The 16,822-nt window shown below is 69.9% G+C and carries 21 protein-coding genes; 15 read left to right on the top strand and 6 right to left on the bottom strand.

Annotation, left to right across the window (positions count from 1 at the left end; translation table 11 throughout):
- The first annotated feature begins 83 nt into the window (after positions 1-83).
- From ACYU7L_RS00320 to ACYU7L_RS00300, 5 genes are all read left to right on the top strand, one after another.
- Positions 84-308 carry a hypothetical protein gene (locus ACYU7L_RS00320; protein ID WP_460793146.1) on the top strand — a complete coding sequence of 75 codons (225 nt, stop codon included), beginning with the start codon at positions 84-86 and terminating at the stop codon, positions 306-308.
- A gap of 113 nt (positions 309-421) precedes the next feature.
- Entirely contained in the window at positions 422-715 is a 294-nt protein-coding gene (locus ACYU7L_RS00315; RefSeq protein ID WP_460793145.1) for a metal-sensitive transcriptional regulator, read from the top strand.
- A gap of 43 nt (positions 716-758) precedes the next feature.
- Positions 759-965 carry a heavy-metal-associated domain-containing protein gene (locus ACYU7L_RS00310; RefSeq protein WP_460793144.1) on the top strand — a complete coding sequence of 69 codons (207 nt, stop codon included), beginning with the start codon at positions 759-761 and terminating at the stop codon, positions 963-965.
- The gene (locus tag ACYU7L_RS00305; RefSeq protein WP_460793143.1) at positions 962-1,141 is read left to right on the top strand and encodes a hypothetical protein; all 180 of its coding nucleotides are present in this window, start codon (positions 962-964) and stop codon (positions 1,139-1,141) included. The genes ACYU7L_RS00310 and ACYU7L_RS00305 overlap by 4 nt, the downstream gene beginning before the upstream one ends.
- Positions 1,134-3,425, top strand: a complete 2,292-nt coding sequence (locus ACYU7L_RS00300; RefSeq protein WP_460793142.1) for a heavy metal translocating P-type ATPase — start codon at positions 1,134-1,136, stop codon at positions 3,423-3,425. Before ACYU7L_RS00305 ends, ACYU7L_RS00300 begins: the two co-directional genes overlap by 8 nt.
- Before the next feature lie 6 nt (positions 3,426-3,431).
- Here ACYU7L_RS00300 and ACYU7L_RS00295 read toward each other — a convergent pair whose 3' ends face one another.
- A complete protein-coding gene (locus ACYU7L_RS00295) occupies positions 3,432-4,526 on the bottom strand; it encodes a hypothetical protein (RefSeq protein ID WP_460793141.1) in 1,095 nt (364 codons plus the stop codon).
- Positions 4,527-4,569: 43 nt separating this feature from the next.
- Between ACYU7L_RS00295 and ACYU7L_RS00290 the strand changes: the two genes are divergently transcribed.
- From ACYU7L_RS00290 to pstB, 5 genes are all read left to right on the top strand, one after another.
- Positions 4,570-5,448: an NUDIX domain-containing protein gene (locus tag ACYU7L_RS00290; protein ID WP_460793140.1), complete on the top strand. Its 879-nt coding sequence runs from the start codon at positions 4,570-4,572 to the stop codon at positions 5,446-5,448.
- Between the two features lie 272 nt (positions 5,449-5,720).
- Positions 5,721-6,839 (top strand): phosphate ABC transporter substrate-binding protein PstS, encoded by a 1,119-nt coding sequence (gene pstS, locus ACYU7L_RS00285; protein WP_460793139.1) that lies wholly within the window; start codon positions 5,721-5,723, stop codon positions 6,837-6,839.
- 129 nt (positions 6,840-6,968) lie between these two features.
- Positions 6,969-7,967, top strand: a complete 999-nt coding sequence (gene pstC, locus ACYU7L_RS00280) for a phosphate ABC transporter permease subunit PstC (RefSeq protein WP_460793138.1) — start codon at positions 6,969-6,971, stop codon at positions 7,965-7,967.
- Position 7,968: 1 nt separating this feature from the next.
- Positions 7,969-9,045 (top strand): phosphate ABC transporter permease PstA, encoded by a 1,077-nt coding sequence (gene pstA, locus ACYU7L_RS00275; RefSeq protein ID WP_460793136.1) that lies wholly within the window; start codon positions 7,969-7,971, stop codon positions 9,043-9,045.
- 31 nt (positions 9,046-9,076) lie between these two features.
- Positions 9,077-9,856, top strand: a complete 780-nt coding sequence (gene pstB / locus ACYU7L_RS00270; RefSeq protein WP_460793134.1) for a phosphate ABC transporter ATP-binding protein PstB — start codon at positions 9,077-9,079, stop codon at positions 9,854-9,856.
- A gap of 172 nt (positions 9,857-10,028) precedes the next feature.
- Here pstB and ACYU7L_RS00265 read toward each other — a convergent pair whose 3' ends face one another.
- Positions 10,029-10,496, bottom strand: a complete 468-nt coding sequence (locus ACYU7L_RS00265) for a hypothetical protein (RefSeq protein ID WP_460793133.1) — start codon at positions 10,494-10,496, stop codon at positions 10,029-10,031.
- 82 nt (positions 10,497-10,578) lie between these two features.
- Between ACYU7L_RS00265 and ACYU7L_RS00260 the strand changes: the two genes are divergently transcribed.
- Positions 10,579-11,373, top strand: coding sequence for a winged helix-turn-helix domain-containing protein (locus tag ACYU7L_RS00260; protein ID WP_460793132.1), 795 nt, complete (start codon positions 10,579-10,581; stop codon positions 11,371-11,373).
- Between the two features lie 64 nt (positions 11,374-11,437).
- Here ACYU7L_RS00260 and ACYU7L_RS00255 read toward each other — a convergent pair whose 3' ends face one another.
- The 4 genes from ACYU7L_RS00255 to ACYU7L_RS00240 form a co-directional block, all read right to left on the bottom strand.
- Positions 11,438-12,061: a TasA family protein gene (locus ACYU7L_RS00255; protein ID WP_460793131.1), complete on the bottom strand. Its 624-nt coding sequence runs from the start codon at positions 12,059-12,061 to the stop codon at positions 11,438-11,440.
- Between the two features lie 161 nt (positions 12,062-12,222).
- Positions 12,223-12,594: a hypothetical protein gene (locus ACYU7L_RS00250; RefSeq protein WP_460793130.1), complete on the bottom strand. Its 372-nt coding sequence runs from the start codon at positions 12,592-12,594 to the stop codon at positions 12,223-12,225.
- A gap of 135 nt (positions 12,595-12,729) precedes the next feature.
- The gene (locus ACYU7L_RS00245; protein ID WP_460793128.1) at positions 12,730-13,728 is read right to left on the bottom strand and encodes a signal peptidase I; all 999 of its coding nucleotides are present in this window, start codon (positions 13,726-13,728) and stop codon (positions 12,730-12,732) included.
- 105 nt (positions 13,729-13,833) lie between these two features.
- Positions 13,834-14,460, bottom strand: coding sequence for a TasA family protein (locus ACYU7L_RS00240; protein ID WP_460793127.1), 627 nt, complete (start codon positions 14,458-14,460; stop codon positions 13,834-13,836).
- A 275-nt stretch (positions 14,461-14,735) separates the two neighbouring features.
- Here ACYU7L_RS00240 and ACYU7L_RS00235 point away from each other — a divergent pair, with 275 nt between their 5' ends.
- From ACYU7L_RS00235 to ACYU7L_RS00220, 4 genes are all read left to right on the top strand, one after another.
- Positions 14,736-15,005 (top strand): DUF3040 domain-containing protein, encoded by a 270-nt coding sequence (locus ACYU7L_RS00235; protein ID WP_460793126.1) that lies wholly within the window; start codon positions 14,736-14,738, stop codon positions 15,003-15,005.
- An 82-nt stretch (positions 15,006-15,087) separates the two neighbouring features.
- Positions 15,088-15,417, top strand: coding sequence for an ArsR/SmtB family transcription factor (locus ACYU7L_RS00230; protein ID WP_460793124.1), 330 nt, complete (start codon positions 15,088-15,090; stop codon positions 15,415-15,417).
- Positions 15,414-16,463, top strand: a complete 1,050-nt coding sequence (locus tag ACYU7L_RS00225) for a permease (RefSeq protein ID WP_460793123.1) — start codon at positions 15,414-15,416, stop codon at positions 16,461-16,463. The genes ACYU7L_RS00230 and ACYU7L_RS00225 overlap by 4 nt, the downstream gene beginning before the upstream one ends.
- Before the next feature lie 22 nt (positions 16,464-16,485).
- Positions 16,486-16,731: a thioredoxin family protein gene (locus tag ACYU7L_RS00220; RefSeq protein ID WP_460793122.1), complete on the top strand. Its 246-nt coding sequence runs from the start codon at positions 16,486-16,488 to the stop codon at positions 16,729-16,731.
- Positions 16,732-16,822 lie beyond the last annotated feature (91 nt).

The following is a 16,822-nucleotide window of genomic DNA, read 5'->3' as shown; positions in this document are numbered from 1 at the left end:
TACCGGGTTTTGAGGCCCGCTGAGGGGGCACGCTGGTCCCGACGGGGGCGTCCCTGTCATGAAGCCTGCCCGAGGAGTCCCGCGTGCACGACCAGTTCGACGTCACGCTCGAGGACGGCGTCCTGCTCGGTGAGGTGGAGCTGACCACCAACCTCATCATCGCGGCCAGCGAAGCCGAGGGTCCCCTCCTGCCCGAGGAGATCGACGAGATCCTCGGCGTGGCCACCCCCGAGGAGCCCCAGGCCGAGCCCGAGACGCCCGCAGCCGACCCGTCCCCAACTCTCAGCGACCCGTCACAAACTCGCTGACCCGTCCCCAACTCTCGCTGACCCGTCAGAAGCTTCTGACGGGTCAGCTGCATTTTCTGACGGGTCGGCTGCTTGGGGTTGGGTTTATACCCCTCGGGGGTATGGTGGGGGGCATGGCCGAGCACCAGCATGGATACGTCCCGAACAAGGACGACCACCTCAAGCGTCTGCGCCGCATCGAGGGGCAGGCACGCGGCATCCAGCGGATGGTCGAGGAGGAGAAGTACTGCATCGACATCCTCACCCAGATCTCCGCGATGACCCGGGCCCTGCACGCGGTCTCGATCAGCCTGCTCGAGGAGCACATGAACCACTGCGTCGTCGACGCCGCACGCGCCGGCGATCGCGAGGCGCAGGAGAAGGTCAAGGAAGCCGTCGACGCCATCGCGCGCCTGGTCCGGTCCTGATCCCTCTGCTCGCCCCGTCCGACCATCCCTGAAGGAGAACCCGATGAGCCAGTCCAGCACCTACACCGTCACCGGCATGACCTGCGGCCACTGCGTCGCCTCCGTGACCGAGGAGGTCCAGGAGATCCCCGGCGTCGAGCAGGTCGACGTGGTCCTCGAGACCGGTCAGCTCACGATCACCAGCCAGGACCCCGTCGACCCGAGCGCCGTGGCGTCCGCGGTCGAAGAGGCCGGCTACGCGTTGGCATGAGTACGTCGGTGCGGGTCGCGGCGTTCGCGGCCGGACTCGTGGTCGCGTTCGGCGCGGCCTTCGGCGCCGGCCGGGTGATCGGCCCGCTCGACGAGCCCGCGGAGGAGCCGGGCCAGCACACGACGTACCAGCAAGACGAGGGCCAGCACGACGAGGGAGGGACCCACGATGAGTGAGACCACCGCCCCGGAGTCCACAGCGGAGTCCACTGCGGGGAGCACCGATCTCGAGCTGGCCATCTCCGGGATGACCTGCGCGTCCTGCGCCAACCGGATCGAGCGCAAGCTCAACAAGCTCGAGGGCGTCACCGCCAGCGTCAACTATGCGACCGAGAAGGCCAAGGTCACCTTCCCCGCGACGATCAGCACCGACGAGCTGCTGGCCACGGTGGAGGCGGCCGGCTACTCCGCCGCCCTGCCCCGACCGCCCAGGTCGGAGCGGGGGGACGCGCCGGGCGACGACGCCCCCTCCGCCGGCGACCTCGAGGTCCTCGCGCTGCGCCAGCGGCTGACCGTCTCGGCCCTGCTGAGCGTGCCGGTGATCGCGATGGCGATGATCCCGCCGCTGCAGTTCACCAACTGGCAGTGGATCTCGCTGACGCTGGCCTCACCGGTCATCGTCTGGGGTGCCTGGCCCTTCCACCGCGCGGCCTGGACCAACGCCCGCCACGGCAGCTCGACGATGGACACGCTGGTGTCGGTCGGCGTGCTCGCGGCGTTCGGCTGGTCGTTGGTCGCCCTGCTGTGGGGGAGCGCCGGCGAGCCGGGGATGACCCACCCGTTCCAGTTCACGGTCGAGCGCGGGGACGGGCTGGCCAACATCTACCTCGAGGTCGCGGCCGGTGTCACGACGTTCCTGCTGGCGGGGCGCTACTTCGAGAAGCGCTCCAAGCGCCAGGCCGGCGCCGCGCTGCGCGCGCTGCTCGAGCTGGGCGCCAAGGAGGTCGCGGTCCTGCGCGGGAGCGGGCCCGGCGAGCGCGAGGAGCTGATCCCCGCCGACCAGCTCACCGTCGGCGACCGCTTCGTGGTGCGTCCCGGCGAGAAGATCGCCACCGACGGCACTGTCGAGTCCGGCACCTCCGCGGTCGACGCCTCGCTGCTCACCGGCGAGCCGGTCCCGGTCGAGGTCGGGCCCGGCGACGCCGTGGTCGGCGCGACCGTCAACGCCGGCGGGCGCCTGGTCGTGCGCGCCACCCGGGTCGGCTCCGACACCCAGCTCGCCCAGATGGCGCGGCTGGTCGAGGACGCCCAGAACGGCAAGACCCAGGTCCAGCGCCTCGCCGACCGGGTCTCGGGGATCTTCGTCCCGGTCGTCATCACGCTCGCCGTCGCGACGCTCGGCTTCTGGCTGGGCCTCGGCGAGGGCCCGACCGCCGCGTTCACCGCGGCCGTCTCCGTGCTGATCATCGCCTGCCCCTGCGCGCTCGGGCTGGCCACGCCGACCGCGCTGATGGTCGGCACCGGCCGCGGCGCCCAGCTGGGCATCCTGATCAAGGGCCCCGAGGTGCTGGAGTCCACCCAGCGCATCGACACCGTCGTGCTCGACAAGACCGGCACCGTGACCACCGGCAAGATGGCGCTGGTCGAGACCGTCGCCGCGGCGGGCGAGTCCGAGGCGGAGGTACGACGCCTCGCGGCCGCCCTGGAGCAGGGGTCCGAGCACCCCGTCGCCCGCGCGGTCGTGGCCGGCGCCGAAGCAGAGGGCGACGAGCTCGCCCCGGTCGAGGACTTCGCCAACATCGAGGGCCTCGGCGTCCAGGGAGTCGTCGACGGGCACGCCGTGCTGGTGGGCCGCCCCCGGCTGCTGGCCGAGTGGTCCCAGCACCTGCCCGACGACCTCGTGGCAGCGATGGAGCGCGCCGAGTCCCAGGGCCGGACCGCCGTCGCCGTCGGCTGGGACGGTCGGGCGCGCGGCGTCATCGTCGTCGCCGACACGATCAAGCCCACCTCCGTCGAGGCGGTCACCCGGCTGCGCGGGCTCGGGCTGCGACCGGTGCTGCTGACCGGCGACAACGAGCGCGCCGCCCGCACGATCGCGGCCGAGGTCGGCATCGACGAGGTCATCGCCGAGGTGCTGCCCGCGGAGAAGGTCGACGTCGTCAAGCGGCTGCAGGCCGAGGGCCGCGTGGTCGCGATGGTCGGCGACGGGGTCAACGACGCCGCCGCGCTGGCCCAGGCCGACCTCGGGCTCGCGATGGGCACTGGCGCCGACGTGGCGATCCAGGCCTCCGACCTGACCCTGGTGCGCGGCGACCTGCGCGTCGCGGCCGACGCGGTGCGGCTGGCGCGTCGTACCCTCGCGACGATCAAGGGCAACCTGTTCTGGGCGTTCGCCTACAACGTCGCGGCGATCCCGCTGGCGGCCTCCGGGCTGCTCAACCCGATGCTGGCCGGCGCCGCGATGGCGCTGTCGTCGGTGTTCGTGGTGACCAACAGCCTGCGGCTGCGCCGGTTCAAGTAGGGCTCTTCAGCAGGTCGCGAAGAGCACCGGCCCGGAGCTGAGGTCGGAGAGCACGTATTCGCCCTCGCCCGGCTCGAGGTCGAGGATCACACTGCGGCCCTCGGCGGTGGCGGAGGCGAGCGCGAACCGGTCGGCGAAGTCCCCGCCCTGGCCCGGCGCGGGGCCGGTCGCGAGGGTGGCGCGGCTGTCGGCGTCGGAGCGGGCGCGCTCGTCGTCCTCCAGGGCGAGGACGGCGCGCACGGTGTCGTCGGGCTGGATCGACATCGCGAAGCCGGTCAGGGGATGGACCCCGCCTGCCGCGCGGACCAGCTCGTCGGCCTGGCTCTGGTCGGTCTGGTCGGCCTGCGACATCGCCAGCGACCGGCAGGCCTGGTCGCCGGTGTAGACGACCGCCGAGAGCGGCTCCCCGGAGGGGACGACCACGTCCTCGACGTCCTCCATCCCGGCGTCCTCGTCGTCGACGGCGGCGAGCGCGGTCTCGAGGTAGGTCGCGGTGTCGGAGGTCAGCACCAGGCGCTCGTCCGCGAGCAGCGCGACGTGCTGCAGCTCGGGGCTGAGCGTCCCGCCGATCCGGGTGACGACCGCCGAGCCGCCGCGCCACACGCCGTCGTCGTCCTGCGGCGCGGTGTAGCCGAGCGCGGCCAGGGTGTCCGCGAGCTCGTCGAAGTCGGTCGACTCCGGCAGCCGCATCGTGACCAGCGCCCCCTCCTCGGACTGGGTGAACGCCTCCCACTCCAGCGTCGCGGGGGAGAAGCCGAACCTCTCCTGCATCGTGGCGGCCGAGGCCTGCAGGGCGGTGGTGGAGGTCAGGTCGCGCTCGAAGCCGGCGTCGAGGAAGTCGTCGACCCGGACGCCGCTCGCGGAGGCGTCGAGGTCCACGTCGAGCTCGGCGCGGACCGCCGCCCAGTCGGTCCACGACAGGCGCAGCGTCGAGTCCGGGGCCATCCGAGCCGCCCGCTCGAGCTCGGTGCGCTGCGACTCGCGCCACCACCCGAGCGCGACCACGGCTCCGGCGACCAGGGCCAGGACGACCACGACGGCGAGGGCCACGAGTCCCGTGCGCCGGGTCATCCGGGATCGGACGGCGCGCAGTGGACGCACGGGCGACTCCTGTCGAGGTCGAGGGTGGTGTGAGACTAGCGGCATGAGCCTGGAGATCGTCTCGGCCGGAGGAGTGGTCACGCGCAGTGGCCGCGACGTGCTGCTCGTGCACCGGCCGCGCTACGACGACTGGTCCTTCCCCAAGGGCCACCTCGACCCCGGCGAGCACAGCACGACCGCCGCCGTCCGCGAGGTGCTGGAGGAGACCGGCGTCGCGGTCCGCCTCGGCCCGCCGCTGCGGGCCCAGCGCTATCCGGTGGGCGAGCGGATGAAGACCGTGCACTACTGGGTTGCGCGCGTCGTCGGCGCCGACGACGTCAGCGGCTATGCCGTGAACGACGAGATCGACCGGGTCGAGTGGGTCTCCTACGACGAGGCGATGGACCGGCTGACCTACGACTTCGACCGCGACACCCTGCGCGAGGCGCTGGGTGAGTCGGCGCCGGTCCGCAAGGAGACGCGCCCGCTCGTCGTGCTGCGCCACGGCAAGGCGACCTCGCGCAAGCAGTGGACCTCAGACGACCGGCTCCGCCCGCTGGCCGAGGCCGGCGTCGCCCAGGCGGCCGCCCTGGTGCCCGTGCTCGCGGCGTACGGCGTGCAGCGGGTGGTCACCTCGAGCAGCGTCCGGTGCGCCGAGACCGTCCGGCCCTACGCGGAGGCCCACGGCGTCGAGCCCGCGTCGTACGACGTGCTCAGCGAGGAGGACGCCACCGCCGAGAGCGTCGCCGCCGTCGTCGGGGACCTGCTGGCGGGCACCGAGCCGAAGGGCTCCGGCTCGGTGCTGTGCACGCACCGGCCGGTGCTGCCGCTGGTGTGGGACGCGCTCGGCCTGCCCGCCGTACGCCTGGAGCCCGGCGCGATGCTCGTCGTGCACCACCGCAAGGGCAAGGTCGTCGCGACCGAGCTGCACGCCTCGCTCTGAGGGTGGTCTCGGGTTGTGTGCTCGTGGGCGCGGCGGGGCGCGTCAGCAGGCACACGACTCCCAGGTCGTGGCGGGGCAGAAATGTGGACCGGTCGGGGGGCCGCGTCAAGCCTCCCGGGGCTCGTTCATGTGATGGCCGTCTCGTTCTTTTGCTTTCGTGGCCGGACGGGCTTGGCGTGTTCACCCCTCGTTCACTCGCCCCGACGTATCCATACACCTCGGCTCCCTACCTTCAGGTCGTCAGCGTTTTCACAGACTTCAGGAGTAGAGAAGTGACGATCACTTCGTTCCGCCGGGCGCTCGTGCCCGGGCTTGCCGTCCTGGCCCTCACCGTCTCCGCCTGCGGCGCCTCCAACGAGGAGGACTCCCCGTCGGGTGGCAGCGGTGACAGCGGCTCCAGCCTCTCGGGCACCCTCAGCGGCGGCGGCGCCAGCTCGCAGGAGGCGGCGCAGAACGTGTGGCGCGCCGGCTTCCAGGAGGCGAACCCGGACGTCACCGTCAACTACGACCCGATCGGCTCGGGCGGTGGCCGCGAGCAGTTCACCTCGGGCGGCTACCCCTTCGCTGGCTCCGACTCCTACCTCAGCGACGACGAGGGCGAGCTGAGCGCTGCCAAGGAGCAGTGCGGCAGCGACCCCATCGAGATCCCCAACTACGTCAGCCCGATCGCGGTGATCTACAACCTCGAGGGCGTCGACGAGCTCAACCTCAGCCCCGAGGTGATCGCGGGCATCTTCAACGACAAGATCAAGAAGTGGAACGACCCGGCGATCGCGGCGACCAACGAGGGCGTGGAGCTCCCGGACGAGACCATCCAGGCCGTCCACCGCTCCGACGAGTCGGGCACGACGGAGAACTTCACCAACTACCTCGGGACCGTGGCGCCGGACGCTTGGCCGCACGGTGAGGTCGGCGACTGGCCGATCCAGGCCGGTGAGGGCGCCAGCGGCACCTCCGGCGTCGTCTCGGCCGTCACGAACGGCGCGAACAGCATCGGGTACGCCGACGCCAGCCAGGCCGGCGACCTCGGCACGGCCAACGTGCAGGTGGGCGAGGACTTCGTCGGCCCGACCCCCGAGGCCGCGGCCAAGATCCTCGAGGTGTCCCCGCGCGTCGAGGGTCGCCCCGAGGTCGACATGGCCTTCGACCTGGACTACCTGACCGAGGAGGCCGACACCTACCCGATCGTCCTCACGTCGTACCTGCTGGCCTGCCAGACCTACGCCGACCAGGAGACCGCCGACCTGGTCAAGGGCTACCTGAGCTACATCATCAGCGACGAGGGCCAGCAGGCCGCCGCGGACCCCGACGCCGGTGCCGGCTCGGCGCCGCTGTCCGCGACGCTCGCCGAAGAGGCTCGCGGCATCGTCGAGGCGATCAGCGTCAAGTGATCGACAGCCTGTGAACAACAGCGTTCGCGCGTAGCGAGGGCCCCGTCACCCGGTCTCGGGTGACGCGGGTCCTTGTTCCGCGTCAGGGATCAGCCGCACCAACCGCAAGATCTGGAAGGAAGTTCCTCCGTGTCCTCTGTCGACACCCCACCCGGTGGGCCTCGCCGAGCCGTCGGATCGGGCGACTCCGACGACGAGGTGTTCGCCGCGCTCGCGGACGGCGCCGGGTCGTCGCGCCGCGGTGACGCCGTCTTCTCCGGCCTGGCCAGCGCTGCGGCGTTCCTGATCCTGGCGGCGCTCGCGGGAGTCGGGATCTTCCTGGTGCTCGAGGGCATGCCGGCGGTGACCGCCTCGCCCGAGCAGCTCGGCGACGACAACCTCCTCGTCTACGTCTGGCCGCTGCTCTTCGGGACGCTGCTCGCGGCGACGCTGGCGATGGTGATCGCCGCACCGCTGTCGATCGGCCTCGCCCTGGTCATCTCCCACTTCGCGCCGCGCCGGCTGGCCAAGCCCATCGGCTACCTGATCGACCTGCTCGCCGCCGTACCGTCTGTCGTCTACGGCCTCTGGGGCATCGAGTTCTTCGGCCGCCACCTGGTGCCGGTCTACGGCTGGCTGCACGACAAGTTGGGCTTCCTGCCGCTGTTCGAGGGGCCGCCGTCGAGCACGGGGCGCACGATCCTCACCGCCAGCCTGGTGCTGGCGATCATGGCGCTGCCGATCATCACCGCCATCTGCCGCGAGGTCTTCTCGCAGACGCCGGTGCTGCACCAGGAGGCAGCCCTCGCGCTGGGCGCCACCCGGTGGGAGATGATCCGGCTGACGGTCTTCCCCTACTCCCGATCCGGGGTCATCTCCGGGATCATGCTGGGACTGGGCAGGGCGCTCGGCGAGACGATGGCGGTCGCGATGGTGCTCTCCGCCACCGGCGTCGTCACATTCAACCTGATCTCCTCGGTCAACCCCTCGACGATCGCGGCCAACATCGCGCTGCAGTTCCCCGAGGCGTCCGGGATGAAGGTCAACGTCCTCATCTTCAGCGGGCTGGTGCTCTTCGTGGTCACCTTCGCCGTCAACTTCGCCGGCCGCTGGATCGGCGCCCGCGGACAGACCAAGGGAGCTCGCTGACATGAGCGTCGTCGACACCGCCAAGGCCCCCACCTCGCGTAGCTCCGTGGCGCTGGTCCACCCCCAGCTCCCGCGCTGGGCCCCGGGCCTCGTGGCCGTCCTGTCGCTGGCCGTCGCCGGCCTGCTGGCACTGCTCCTCGGCTGGGGGCCGGTCGCGATCGCCTTCGTGGCCGCCGTCGTCTTCGTGGTGGCGCTCCCGGTCTGGTCGGGCGCCGTCGAGGGGAAGCGTCGTGCCACCGACCGCTTCGCGACCAGCCTGGTGTGGGGCGCCTTCGTGGTGGCGCTGATCCCGCTCGTCACGCTGTTGTGGCAGGTGCTCTCCAACGGTCTGCCGGTGCTGTCGGCGGAGTTCTTCACCTACTCGATGCGCAACGTGATCGGCGAGGGCGGCGGCATCTACCACGCCATCGTCGGCACGCTTATCATCACCGGGTGGGCCACGCTCATCTCGGTGCCGGTAGGCGTCCTCGCCGCGATCTACCTCGTGGAGTACGGCGCGGGGAGTCGGCCGGCGCGGATCATCACGTTCCTCGTCGACGTGATGACCGGCATCCCTTCGATCGTCGCCGGGCTCTTCGCCTACGCGCTGTTCGTGATCATCTTCGGGCCCGGGGTGCGGATGGGCTTCGGTGGCTCGGTCGCGCTGTCGGTGCTGATGGTCCCGATCGTCGTGCGCGCCACCGAGGAGATGCTCAAGCTGGTCCCGGACGAGCTGCGCGAGGCCTCCCTAGCACTGGGGGTGCCCAAGTGGCGCACGATCACCAAGGTCGTCCTGCCGACGTCGATCGGCGGCATCATCACCGGTGTCATGCTGGCGGTGGCTCGGGTCGCCGGCGAGACCGCGCCGCTGCTGATCATCGCCGGGAAGACCGACTCGGTGAACTTCGACGCCTTCAGCGAGCGGATGGCGACGCTGCCGGTCTTCATCTACTACTCCTACATGCAGCCCGGGATCCCGCCGGAGTTCGGCCGGGAGCGGGCTTGGGGCGCGGCGCTGGTCCTCATCGCGATCGTGATGGGTCTCAATCTGATCGCCCGCTTCATCGGCTCCCGGTTCGCCCCCAAGTCCGGCCGCTGACCCCCCACGCTTTCCGAAAGAGAACCCTGACATGGCCAAGAGCATCGACGTCTCCGACCTCGACATCTACTACGGCGACTTCCTCGCCGTCCAAGGTGTCACGATGACCATCCCCGCCCGCTCCGTGACGGCCTTCATCGGCCCCTCGGGCTGCGGCAAGTCGACCTTCCTGCGGTCGCTGAACCGCATGCACGAGGTGATCCCGGGGGCGCGCGTCGAGGGCAAGGTCGTCGTCGACGGCCAGTCCCTCTACGACCCCGGCGTCGACCCGGTCGCCGTACGCCGCCAGATCGGCATGGTCTTCCAGCGACCCAACCCGTTCCCGACGATGTCGATCTATGAGAACGTCCTCGCCGGCAACCGCCTCAACGCGCGCCGGATGAAGAAGTCCGAGGCCGACTCGATCGTCGAGAAGTCCCTGCGCGGCGCCAACCTGTGGACCGAGGTCAAGGACCGTCTCAACAAGCCCGGCGGCGGCCTCTCCGGCGGTCAGCAGCAGCGGCTGTGCATCGCCCGCGCCATCGCCGTCGAGCCGCAGGTGCTGCTGATGGACGAGCCCTGCTCGGCGCTCGACCCGATCTCCACGTCCGCCATCGAGGACCTGATCCACGACCTCAAGAGCGACTACACGATCGTGATCGTCACCCACAACATGCAGCAGGCCGCCCGCGTCTCCGACGACACCGGCTTCTTCAACCTCAAGGCGACCGGTGAGCCGGGGCACCTGGTGGAGTTCAACTCCACCAAGAAGGTCTTCTCCAACCCGGACGACCCGTCGACGGAGGCGTACATCTCGGGTCGGTTCGGCTGAGGCTGGGGTAGGCGCTGCTCGGCTGGAGGCAGAGGCAGTACGACGAAGGGCCCAGGGGAGTCATCCCCCGGGCCCTTCGTCGAGTCGGCGCAATTACACAGCCGAGTCGGCGCATCTTCATCGCGGTCGGGCGGCCGGGCGGCTGACAGCCGCTGCCCGGAGGGCGAGGGGTTCAGAGAGGGCCCTGATCGAAACCGCTCTTGCAGGTGAAGCTCTTCTCCCACGGCTCGCGGCTCGTCCAGCTGCCGTGTTTAACGTAGACGCGGACCGTCCAGGTGGTGGTACTCCAGCCCAGGCCCATGGAGTCCTGGAGGTGCACAGTCGGAGAGGCCGACTCCAGGGTCCGCTCTACCTTGTCGCCGCGGAGCAGCTCGTACTTGTACGTGTAGGCCAGCCGGGTCGGATTGGCATGGGTGACCTTGGTGGTGTTGACGTCAACGACCTCCCACACCACGAAGAGGTTCGTGCAGCGGAAACTACCCTCGACGCTGGTCGGCTTGGCCAACTCAAGCGTCCCCACCGACTGCGTCGCCGTGGCCTGACCCTGGAACTTCGCCGACGCCAGCTCCGGCACGACGAGCAGGCACAACACAGCGAGCACGAGGGAGATCCCTCGGCGGGCGGTGTCGAAGCGGCTCATGAGACAAGTATCGCGCGCAGACTTCAAGCGATTCTTTACGCAACCTCAAGGATTCAGCAAGATCGATGGCATCATCGGGGCCATGGCAACAGTGGCTACGGAGCAACGGCGGGCTGTCGTCATCGAGGACGACGCGGACATCGCGGCCCTCGTCGAGTTCGCGCTCGTCTCGCAAGGCTTCGACGTGACCATCGTCGGCGACGGTCTGACCGGTGTGGACACCGTCCGAGACCTCGACCCGGACCTGATCACCCTCGACGTCGGCCTGCCCGGCATCGACGGGGTCGAGGCCTGCCGGCGCATCCGGACCATCACCGACGCCTACATCATCATGGTCACCGCGCTCAGCGACGAGATCGACCGCCTGATCGGTCTGGAGACCGGCGCAGACGACTACCTGGCGAAGCCGTTCAGCGTCCGCGAGCTCAAGGCTCGGGTCAACGCGATGTTCCGCCGCCCGCGCCGCGGGCCCGGCTCGCCGCTCGCGACCGAGCCGCCGGAGACCGCGCCTGTCGTCGCGGAGGTCGCGTCGCATCCCGTCGTGGTGAGCGAGCGGCTCCCCGAGGGGCACGAGGTCCTGCGGCACGGCACGCTCACGCTCGACGTCGACGGACACCGCGCCCTGCGTGACGACGAGGAACTGGCGCTGACGCCGACGGAGTTCGGCCTGCTGGCCACGCTGATGCGCTCGCCGGCACGCGTGTGGTCGCGCGAAGCACTGCTGCGCGAGGTGTGGGGCGACGTCTGGACGAGCGAGACGCACCTGGTCGAGGTCCACATGGGCAACCTGCGTCGCAAGCTCGGCGAGGCGCGGGGCAAGTCACGTTTCGTCCGCACGGTGCGTGGGGTCGGCTATCGCATGGAGACCGCGGACTGATCACGACGTACGACGAGCCCGGCCTCCGTGAGGGGGCCGGGCTCGTCGGTGTTTGAGTGCTTGGTCAGCGGGCGGTGCCGCCGCGCTGCGTCGCGGTGAAGGTGTAGTCGATCGTCGCCTTCTTGCCCTTCAGGGCATTGTCGGTGATCTCGCCCTGGTCGGTGAACGTGTAGAACGCGGCGAGGTTGAGCTGGCGGCTGGTGCCGTTCAGGGTGCTGTCCAGAATGCCGGCGGGGAGGGGGAGGTCCTGGGCGACGTCCGTCACGTTAGCGAGCTCCCGCTCTCCAGATGCGCAGGTCAGGTCCTTGCTGGCGGTCGCCGAAGGCACCCACGGTGCGTCGCACGTCTTCAGCACCGCGTCGAACGCCCCGACGAGGCCGGCGTCGCCGGTCACGTTGGAGTCGATGGTGAGGGAGCCGAAGAGCTCGTCCCCTGCACCGCGGGCCAGATTGAACGCGCGCTGGAAGTGGTCACCGGGCACCATGCCGTCGAGCGGGATGGGGGTGGCCGCGGTCTTGCCGTTCAGGGTCAGGGTGATCGTGCCGGCTGCGACGTCCTGCTGAGCCGTCGTGGTCGACGTGAACGCACCGAACGTGCCGAGGCCCGCCACGGCAACCGCGCCGCCGACGAGCACGGTGGAGGCGAGGACCTTGATGGTGGTGGACTTGGAGGCGGTGGTCTTCAGCATGGGACTGGTTCCTTTTCGTGGGGACCAGCGGCTTCTCGGCTGGTCGATCTCTTATAACCAGAACTCTGCTGCACGGATCTCAAGTGGAGCGGTGGCTCAGGTGCACGAAACCCTCAAGGTAAATGCAAGACGCCCAGTAACCTCAAGACCGGCTCGGGGGGTCATTCGCAGCCGGCGTTGGGGTCGGGGGCGCCGCGAGGGGCGCGTTCGAACGTTGCTCGCTGGCCGCCGTCGCCGGTGAAGACAGCCCGTCCGGGACCAGTCCTCAGCAGGACCCCTGTCGTCTCGTTCTCGTCCCAGCCCGGAGGCGGATTGTGGTCTCCCAAACGGGGATGGGCGAGCCACAGCTCTCCCTCGACCCTCACGCCGAGCACGCCGCAGTGGGAGGGAACGGCCACGCGGATCCCCTCCTCGACGGGAGGCGCCGGGAGCGACGACTCGGCGATCGCGGTGCGGTCCCGGTCGTCGGCGCACGCGGTCATCAGCGCCAGCAGCGTGACGATCCCGATCGCGTTACAGCCTCTGCTCGCCATCGTGCCCCTCCCTGATTGTCTCTTGGGACGCGCTCGACGCCGGGAGAGTTGACACGCAGACCCAGACGCGAAGACCGGGCCAGCGTGGTGCGTGCTGGCCCGGTCTTCGTGCGGGAACTGGTGGTGCGGCCTGCGTCAGGCGCTGCGGTGCTCCGAGATGTACGTCGCGAGCGCCTCGTCGGCACGGGCCACGGCCTGCGGGAGACCCTCGGCGGCGGCGCGGGCCGCGGCGACGTCGTGGCGGCGGACGTTGAGCTCGATGACCTCGGCCAGGCCCTGCAGTTCGCGGGTGCCGACGGTGCTCGAGGAGACCTTGAGGCTGAGCGATGCCTCGAGGGCGCCGTCCAGGTCGTCCGCGGCGAGCGCGGCGGTGATCTTGTCGAGGCGCTGGGGCAGCATCTCCTGGTAGCGGTGCGCGAAGATCGAGACGAAGGCCTCGTCGTCGACGTCGATCGCCAACTTGGTGAGCGCCGCGTCGTCCAGGGCGTTCGGGTGGTCGGCGACCAGCATGTCGTTCTCCTCGTCGTCCGCCTTGGCGGGCTTCCAGATCAGGATGAGTCCCAGGAGGATGAGAGCGCCGAGGGCGCCCCAGAACACAACATCCTGGATGATGGGGGTGCGCATGGCGCGGATGACCTTGCCGAGACCGGGCACGACGTACTCCGTCTTCCAGACGACGTCGTCCTGGAGGATCGCGGTCCAGGGGTCGACGCCGTTGTTGGCGTCACCCTTGGTCTTGATCGCGATGCTCCCGTCCTTCTTCTCGATGACCTTCGTGATCCGGTGGGTCTCGATCCGGTTGTCCTCGACGGGGATCTGGTAGGTGATGACGTCGCCGACCTCGACGCTCTCCGCGGGGTGCGGGACGGAGATGACGACGTCACCGGGGTTGATCATCGGCGCCATGCTGCCGGTCAGCATGGTGATGGTGCGGTAGCCGAACAGGTGGGGGCCGACCGCGAGCCCGAGGAAAGCGACCAGGCAGAGCACGAGCAGCAGGTTGATCGTCAGCTTGCCGAGCTTGCGCAGGACCGTGCCGACCATCGACAGCGGGGACCGGGTGGGCGCCGCGCGGTGCGACGGGGCGACCACGGTGTGAGCCCGGGTGCCGGGGAACTGGATGACGTTCGTCATGGCGGGCTCCTTGTCAGGTGTCGTGGTCGGCTGGCTGGTCGGTGGTGCGGGTCATGCGGGCGGCGGGACCGTCCTCCCCCCACGGGGGACGGGCCCGCCGGCTGGTCAGAGTGCCTTGCCAGCGCGCTGGGTAGCGTCGAACTTGAAGCTAATGGAGTCGCTCTTGCCCTGGAAGGTGTCGTCCGCGGCGGTGGGCAGTGCCAGGGTCACCCGAAGGTTGGCGACCTTGATCGCCTCGTTGTTCAGGGCGGTTGTGACGCTGCCGAGGGGGCGGTTGGCCGCCACGACCGGGCTGGACGCCAGCACGCTCGTGGTGATGCCCGAGCAGGTGAGCGACTTGTCTGCGGCAACGGTCCAAGCCTTGTCACAGGAGTCGACCGCGAGTTGAAGGCCCATCGTGGTGTTAGTGGTCAGGATCGACGGGGTCGGGGTGGCGACCGAAGCGGTGGTGAGGGAGACGGTGCCGAACAGCTCGCTGCCGCTGCGGGTCAGGGTCACTGCGCGCTCGATCCGGTCTCCGGGGACCATGCCGGTCGCCGCCACTCCGAGGCCCTGGGTGGTCGGCTGGGTCATGTCGAGCGTCACCGTGCCCGAGCCGACAGACTGCTGAGCCGTGGTCGTCGACGTGAACGCACCGAAGGTGCCCAGCCCGGCGACGCTGGCCGCTCCGCCGACGAGCACGACCGACGCGAGGATCTTGGCGGTGGTGGCCTTGGAGGCTGCGAGCTTCATGACTGGGTTCCTTTGCTTGGGTGACCTGGCTTCGTGAGCCGGTCGTTCTCTCGGTGTGAGCACTACTCTGCTCCGCTGATCTCAAGCCTCCCCACCGCTGCACCTCACGAAATCCTCAAGGTAAATGCAAGACGCTGCATCCGCCCGTGCCGAGCAGTGGCGCAGGTCACCGCGCCAGCCTGTTGCCAGCGGGGATCGGCGGGGAGATCGTCGAAATAGGCCTGCTCGTACGACCTCCATGTCGCCGCCTCTCGGAGCGGCAGAGGGGAAAGGAAATGACACTAAGCAAGAAGGACCGCCGAGCGCTCGAGCGGATCGAGCAAGAGTTGGTCCACGACGCCCCTGAGCTCACCGCCATGTTCGCCCCGGATCTCCGGTCGCGACTGGCGCTCCCGTGGCAGAGGGGCACCGCGCTGGGCTGCGCGGTCGGGGTGCAGCTGCTGGCGGCCGTGGTCTGCATGTACACCGACAGCCTGTTGCTGGTCCTGGCGATGCTCGCCCTCGTGGTGGCGTCGGTGGTCCCGCTGGCTCGTGCACGCGACTGAGCACTCGGTCAGATCAAGCCCGCTTGAACTGTGGGGACCTTCAGCCCTGCCGCCGCGGCCGCGCTCGCCGTACGGTCGAAGCATGGCTGGTTCGAACGCCGTTGACCTGATCACCGCCCGCGACGCCACGCACATGGAGGAGTCGCTCGCGCTGCTCTCGGCCGTCGCCGACCCGGTGCGCTGGACGGTGCTGCGCCGCCTGGAAGAGCGGGGTACGGCGTGCGTGTGCGACCTGCAGGACCGGGTGCCGGTGGCGCCGAACCTGCTGAGCTATCACCTCAAGGTGCTGCGCGAGGCCGGCCTGGTCACCGCGAGCCGGCGGGGGCGGTGGGTGGACTACACGCTGGCCGAGGATGCGTTCGCGCGGCTGGACGCGGCGCTGCCCGTGGTGGGGAGCGCGACCGGGTCATGAGCGTCGTCGCGCACCTGCCGGCCTCCACGCGAGGACGGTCCCTGACGCTGCTGGCGGCGGCGGGCCTGTGGGTCGCGGCGTACTGGGTCAACGAGCGACTCTGGGACCTCGTCTTCCACGACCTGCTCGGCATGGACCCGCACGCGCGGCTGACCGAGGGGCTGCACTTCTTCTTCTACGACACCGTCAAGATCGCGCTGCTGCTCTCGGGGATCATCTTCGTGATCACGGTGCTGCGCTCCTACATGAGCATCGAGCGCACGCGGGCCCTGCTCGGCGGGCGGCGCGAGGGCGTCGGCAACGTGATGGCGGCCGGGCTCGGCGTCGCCACGCCGTTCTGCTCCTGCAGCGCCGTACCCGCGTTCATCGGCTTCGTCGCCGCCGGCGTCCCGCTCGGGGTCACGCTGAGCTTCCTGATCGCCAGCCCGCTGGTCAACGAGATCGCGATCGGCCTGCTGCTGACGCTGTTCGGCTGGGAGGTCACGCTGATGTACGTCGGCGCGGGGCTCTCGATCGCGATCGGCGCCGGGTGGATCCTCGGACGCCTGCACCTCGAGCGCTTCGTCGAGCCGTTCGTCTTCGAGACCAAGCTGGGTGGCGAGGTCATCGACTCGACTGCCGGACTCCGCTTCGAGCAGCGGGTGCAGATGGGGGTCGAGGAGGTCGGCACGATCCTGCGCAAGATCTGGCCCTACCTGCTCGTCGGGATCGGGGTCGGCGCGGTGATCCACGGCTGGGCGCCGGAGGACTTCTTCACCCGCTATGCGGGGCCGGGCGACGCGTTCGGCGTCCTGGTCGCGGTGCTGGTCGGCATCCCGCTCTATTCGAACGCGGCCGGGATCCTGCCGCTGGTGGAGGCGCTCTATGACAAGGGCCTCCCGATGGGGACGCTGCTCGCCTTCATGATGGCGGTCGTCGCGCTGTCCCTGCCCGAGATGATCCTGCTCCGCCGGGTGCTCAAGGTGCCGCTGCTGGCCATCTACATCGCCGTCGTCGGGTCCTCGATCATCGCCGTCGGCTACCTCTTCAACTTCCTGATCGCCTGAACCCTCACGAAAGGGGACCGTCATGATCGTCAAGATCCTGGGGCCCGGATGTCGCAACTGCAAGAACCTCGAGAAGGTGACCCGCGAGGCGCTCGCCGAGCTGGGCCTCGACGCGGAGGTGGAGAAGGTCGAGGACTACGCCGCGATCATGGGGTACGGCGTGATGGCGACGCCCGCGCTCGTGGTCGACGAGCGAGTGCTGCTCTCCGGCCGGGTCCCCAAGACCGCCGAGGTGCGCGACCTGGTGGCGGGCGTGGCGTCGGCCTGAGCGGGCGCTGCGTCGCGTCCCCAGCCCCCATGTAACGCGGGGTTATGCGACCTGCCGCAGCGCTATAGCGGTGGGGCAGTACCGATAACCC

The sequence above is a fragment of the Nocardioides pacificus genome, from assembly GCF_054775955.1.
The sequence above is the reverse complement of the archived record's forward strand: the minus strand, read 5'-3'. Positions and strand labels throughout refer to the sequence as shown.

Coding starts and splice junctions, on each gene's coding strand:
- ACYU7L_RS00225 (WP_460793123.1), top strand. CDS start 15,414: ATGAGCGTCGTCGCGCACCTGCCGGCCTCCACGCGAGGACGGTCCCTG.
- ACYU7L_RS00245 (WP_460793128.1), bottom strand. CDS start 13,728: ATGACGAACGTCATCCAGTTCCCCGGCACCCGGGCTCACACCGTGGTC.
- ACYU7L_RS00290 (WP_460793140.1), top strand. CDS start 4,570: ATGAGCCTGGAGATCGTCTCGGCCGGAGGAGTGGTCACGCGCAGTGGC.
- pstB (WP_460793134.1), top strand. CDS start 9,077: ATGGCCAAGAGCATCGACGTCTCCGACCTCGACATCTACTACGGCGAC.
- ACYU7L_RS00300 (WP_460793142.1), top strand. CDS start 1,134: ATGAGTGAGACCACCGCCCCGGAGTCCACAGCGGAGTCCACTGCGGGG.
- ACYU7L_RS00265 (WP_460793133.1), bottom strand. CDS start 10,496: ATGAGCCGCTTCGACACCGCCCGCCGAGGGATCTCCCTCGTGCTCGCT.
- ACYU7L_RS00255 (WP_460793131.1), bottom strand. CDS start 12,061: ATGCTGAAGACCACCGCCTCCAAGTCCACCACCATCAAGGTCCTCGCC.
- ACYU7L_RS00310 (WP_460793144.1), top strand. CDS start 759: ATGAGCCAGTCCAGCACCTACACCGTCACCGGCATGACCTGCGGCCAC.
- ACYU7L_RS00240 (WP_460793127.1), bottom strand. CDS start 14,460: ATGAAGCTCGCAGCCTCCAAGGCCACCACCGCCAAGATCCTCGCGTCG.
- ACYU7L_RS00220 (WP_460793122.1), top strand. CDS start 16,486: ATGATCGTCAAGATCCTGGGGCCCGGATGTCGCAACTGCAAGAACCTC.
- ACYU7L_RS00230 (WP_460793124.1), top strand. CDS start 15,088: ATGGCTGGTTCGAACGCCGTTGACCTGATCACCGCCCGCGACGCCACG.
- ACYU7L_RS00260 (WP_460793132.1), top strand. CDS start 10,579: ATGGCAACAGTGGCTACGGAGCAACGGCGGGCTGTCGTCATCGAGGAC.
- ACYU7L_RS00315 (WP_460793145.1), top strand. CDS start 422: ATGGCCGAGCACCAGCATGGATACGTCCCGAACAAGGACGACCACCTC.
- ACYU7L_RS00235 (WP_460793126.1), top strand. CDS start 14,736: ATGACACTAAGCAAGAAGGACCGCCGAGCGCTCGAGCGGATCGAGCAA.
- ACYU7L_RS00305 (WP_460793143.1), top strand. CDS start 962: ATGAGTACGTCGGTGCGGGTCGCGGCGTTCGCGGCCGGACTCGTGGTC.
- pstA (WP_460793136.1), top strand. CDS start 7,969: ATGAGCGTCGTCGACACCGCCAAGGCCCCCACCTCGCGTAGCTCCGTG.
- ACYU7L_RS00250 (WP_460793130.1), bottom strand. CDS start 12,594: ATGGCGAGCAGAGGCTGTAACGCGATCGGGATCGTCACGCTGCTGGCG.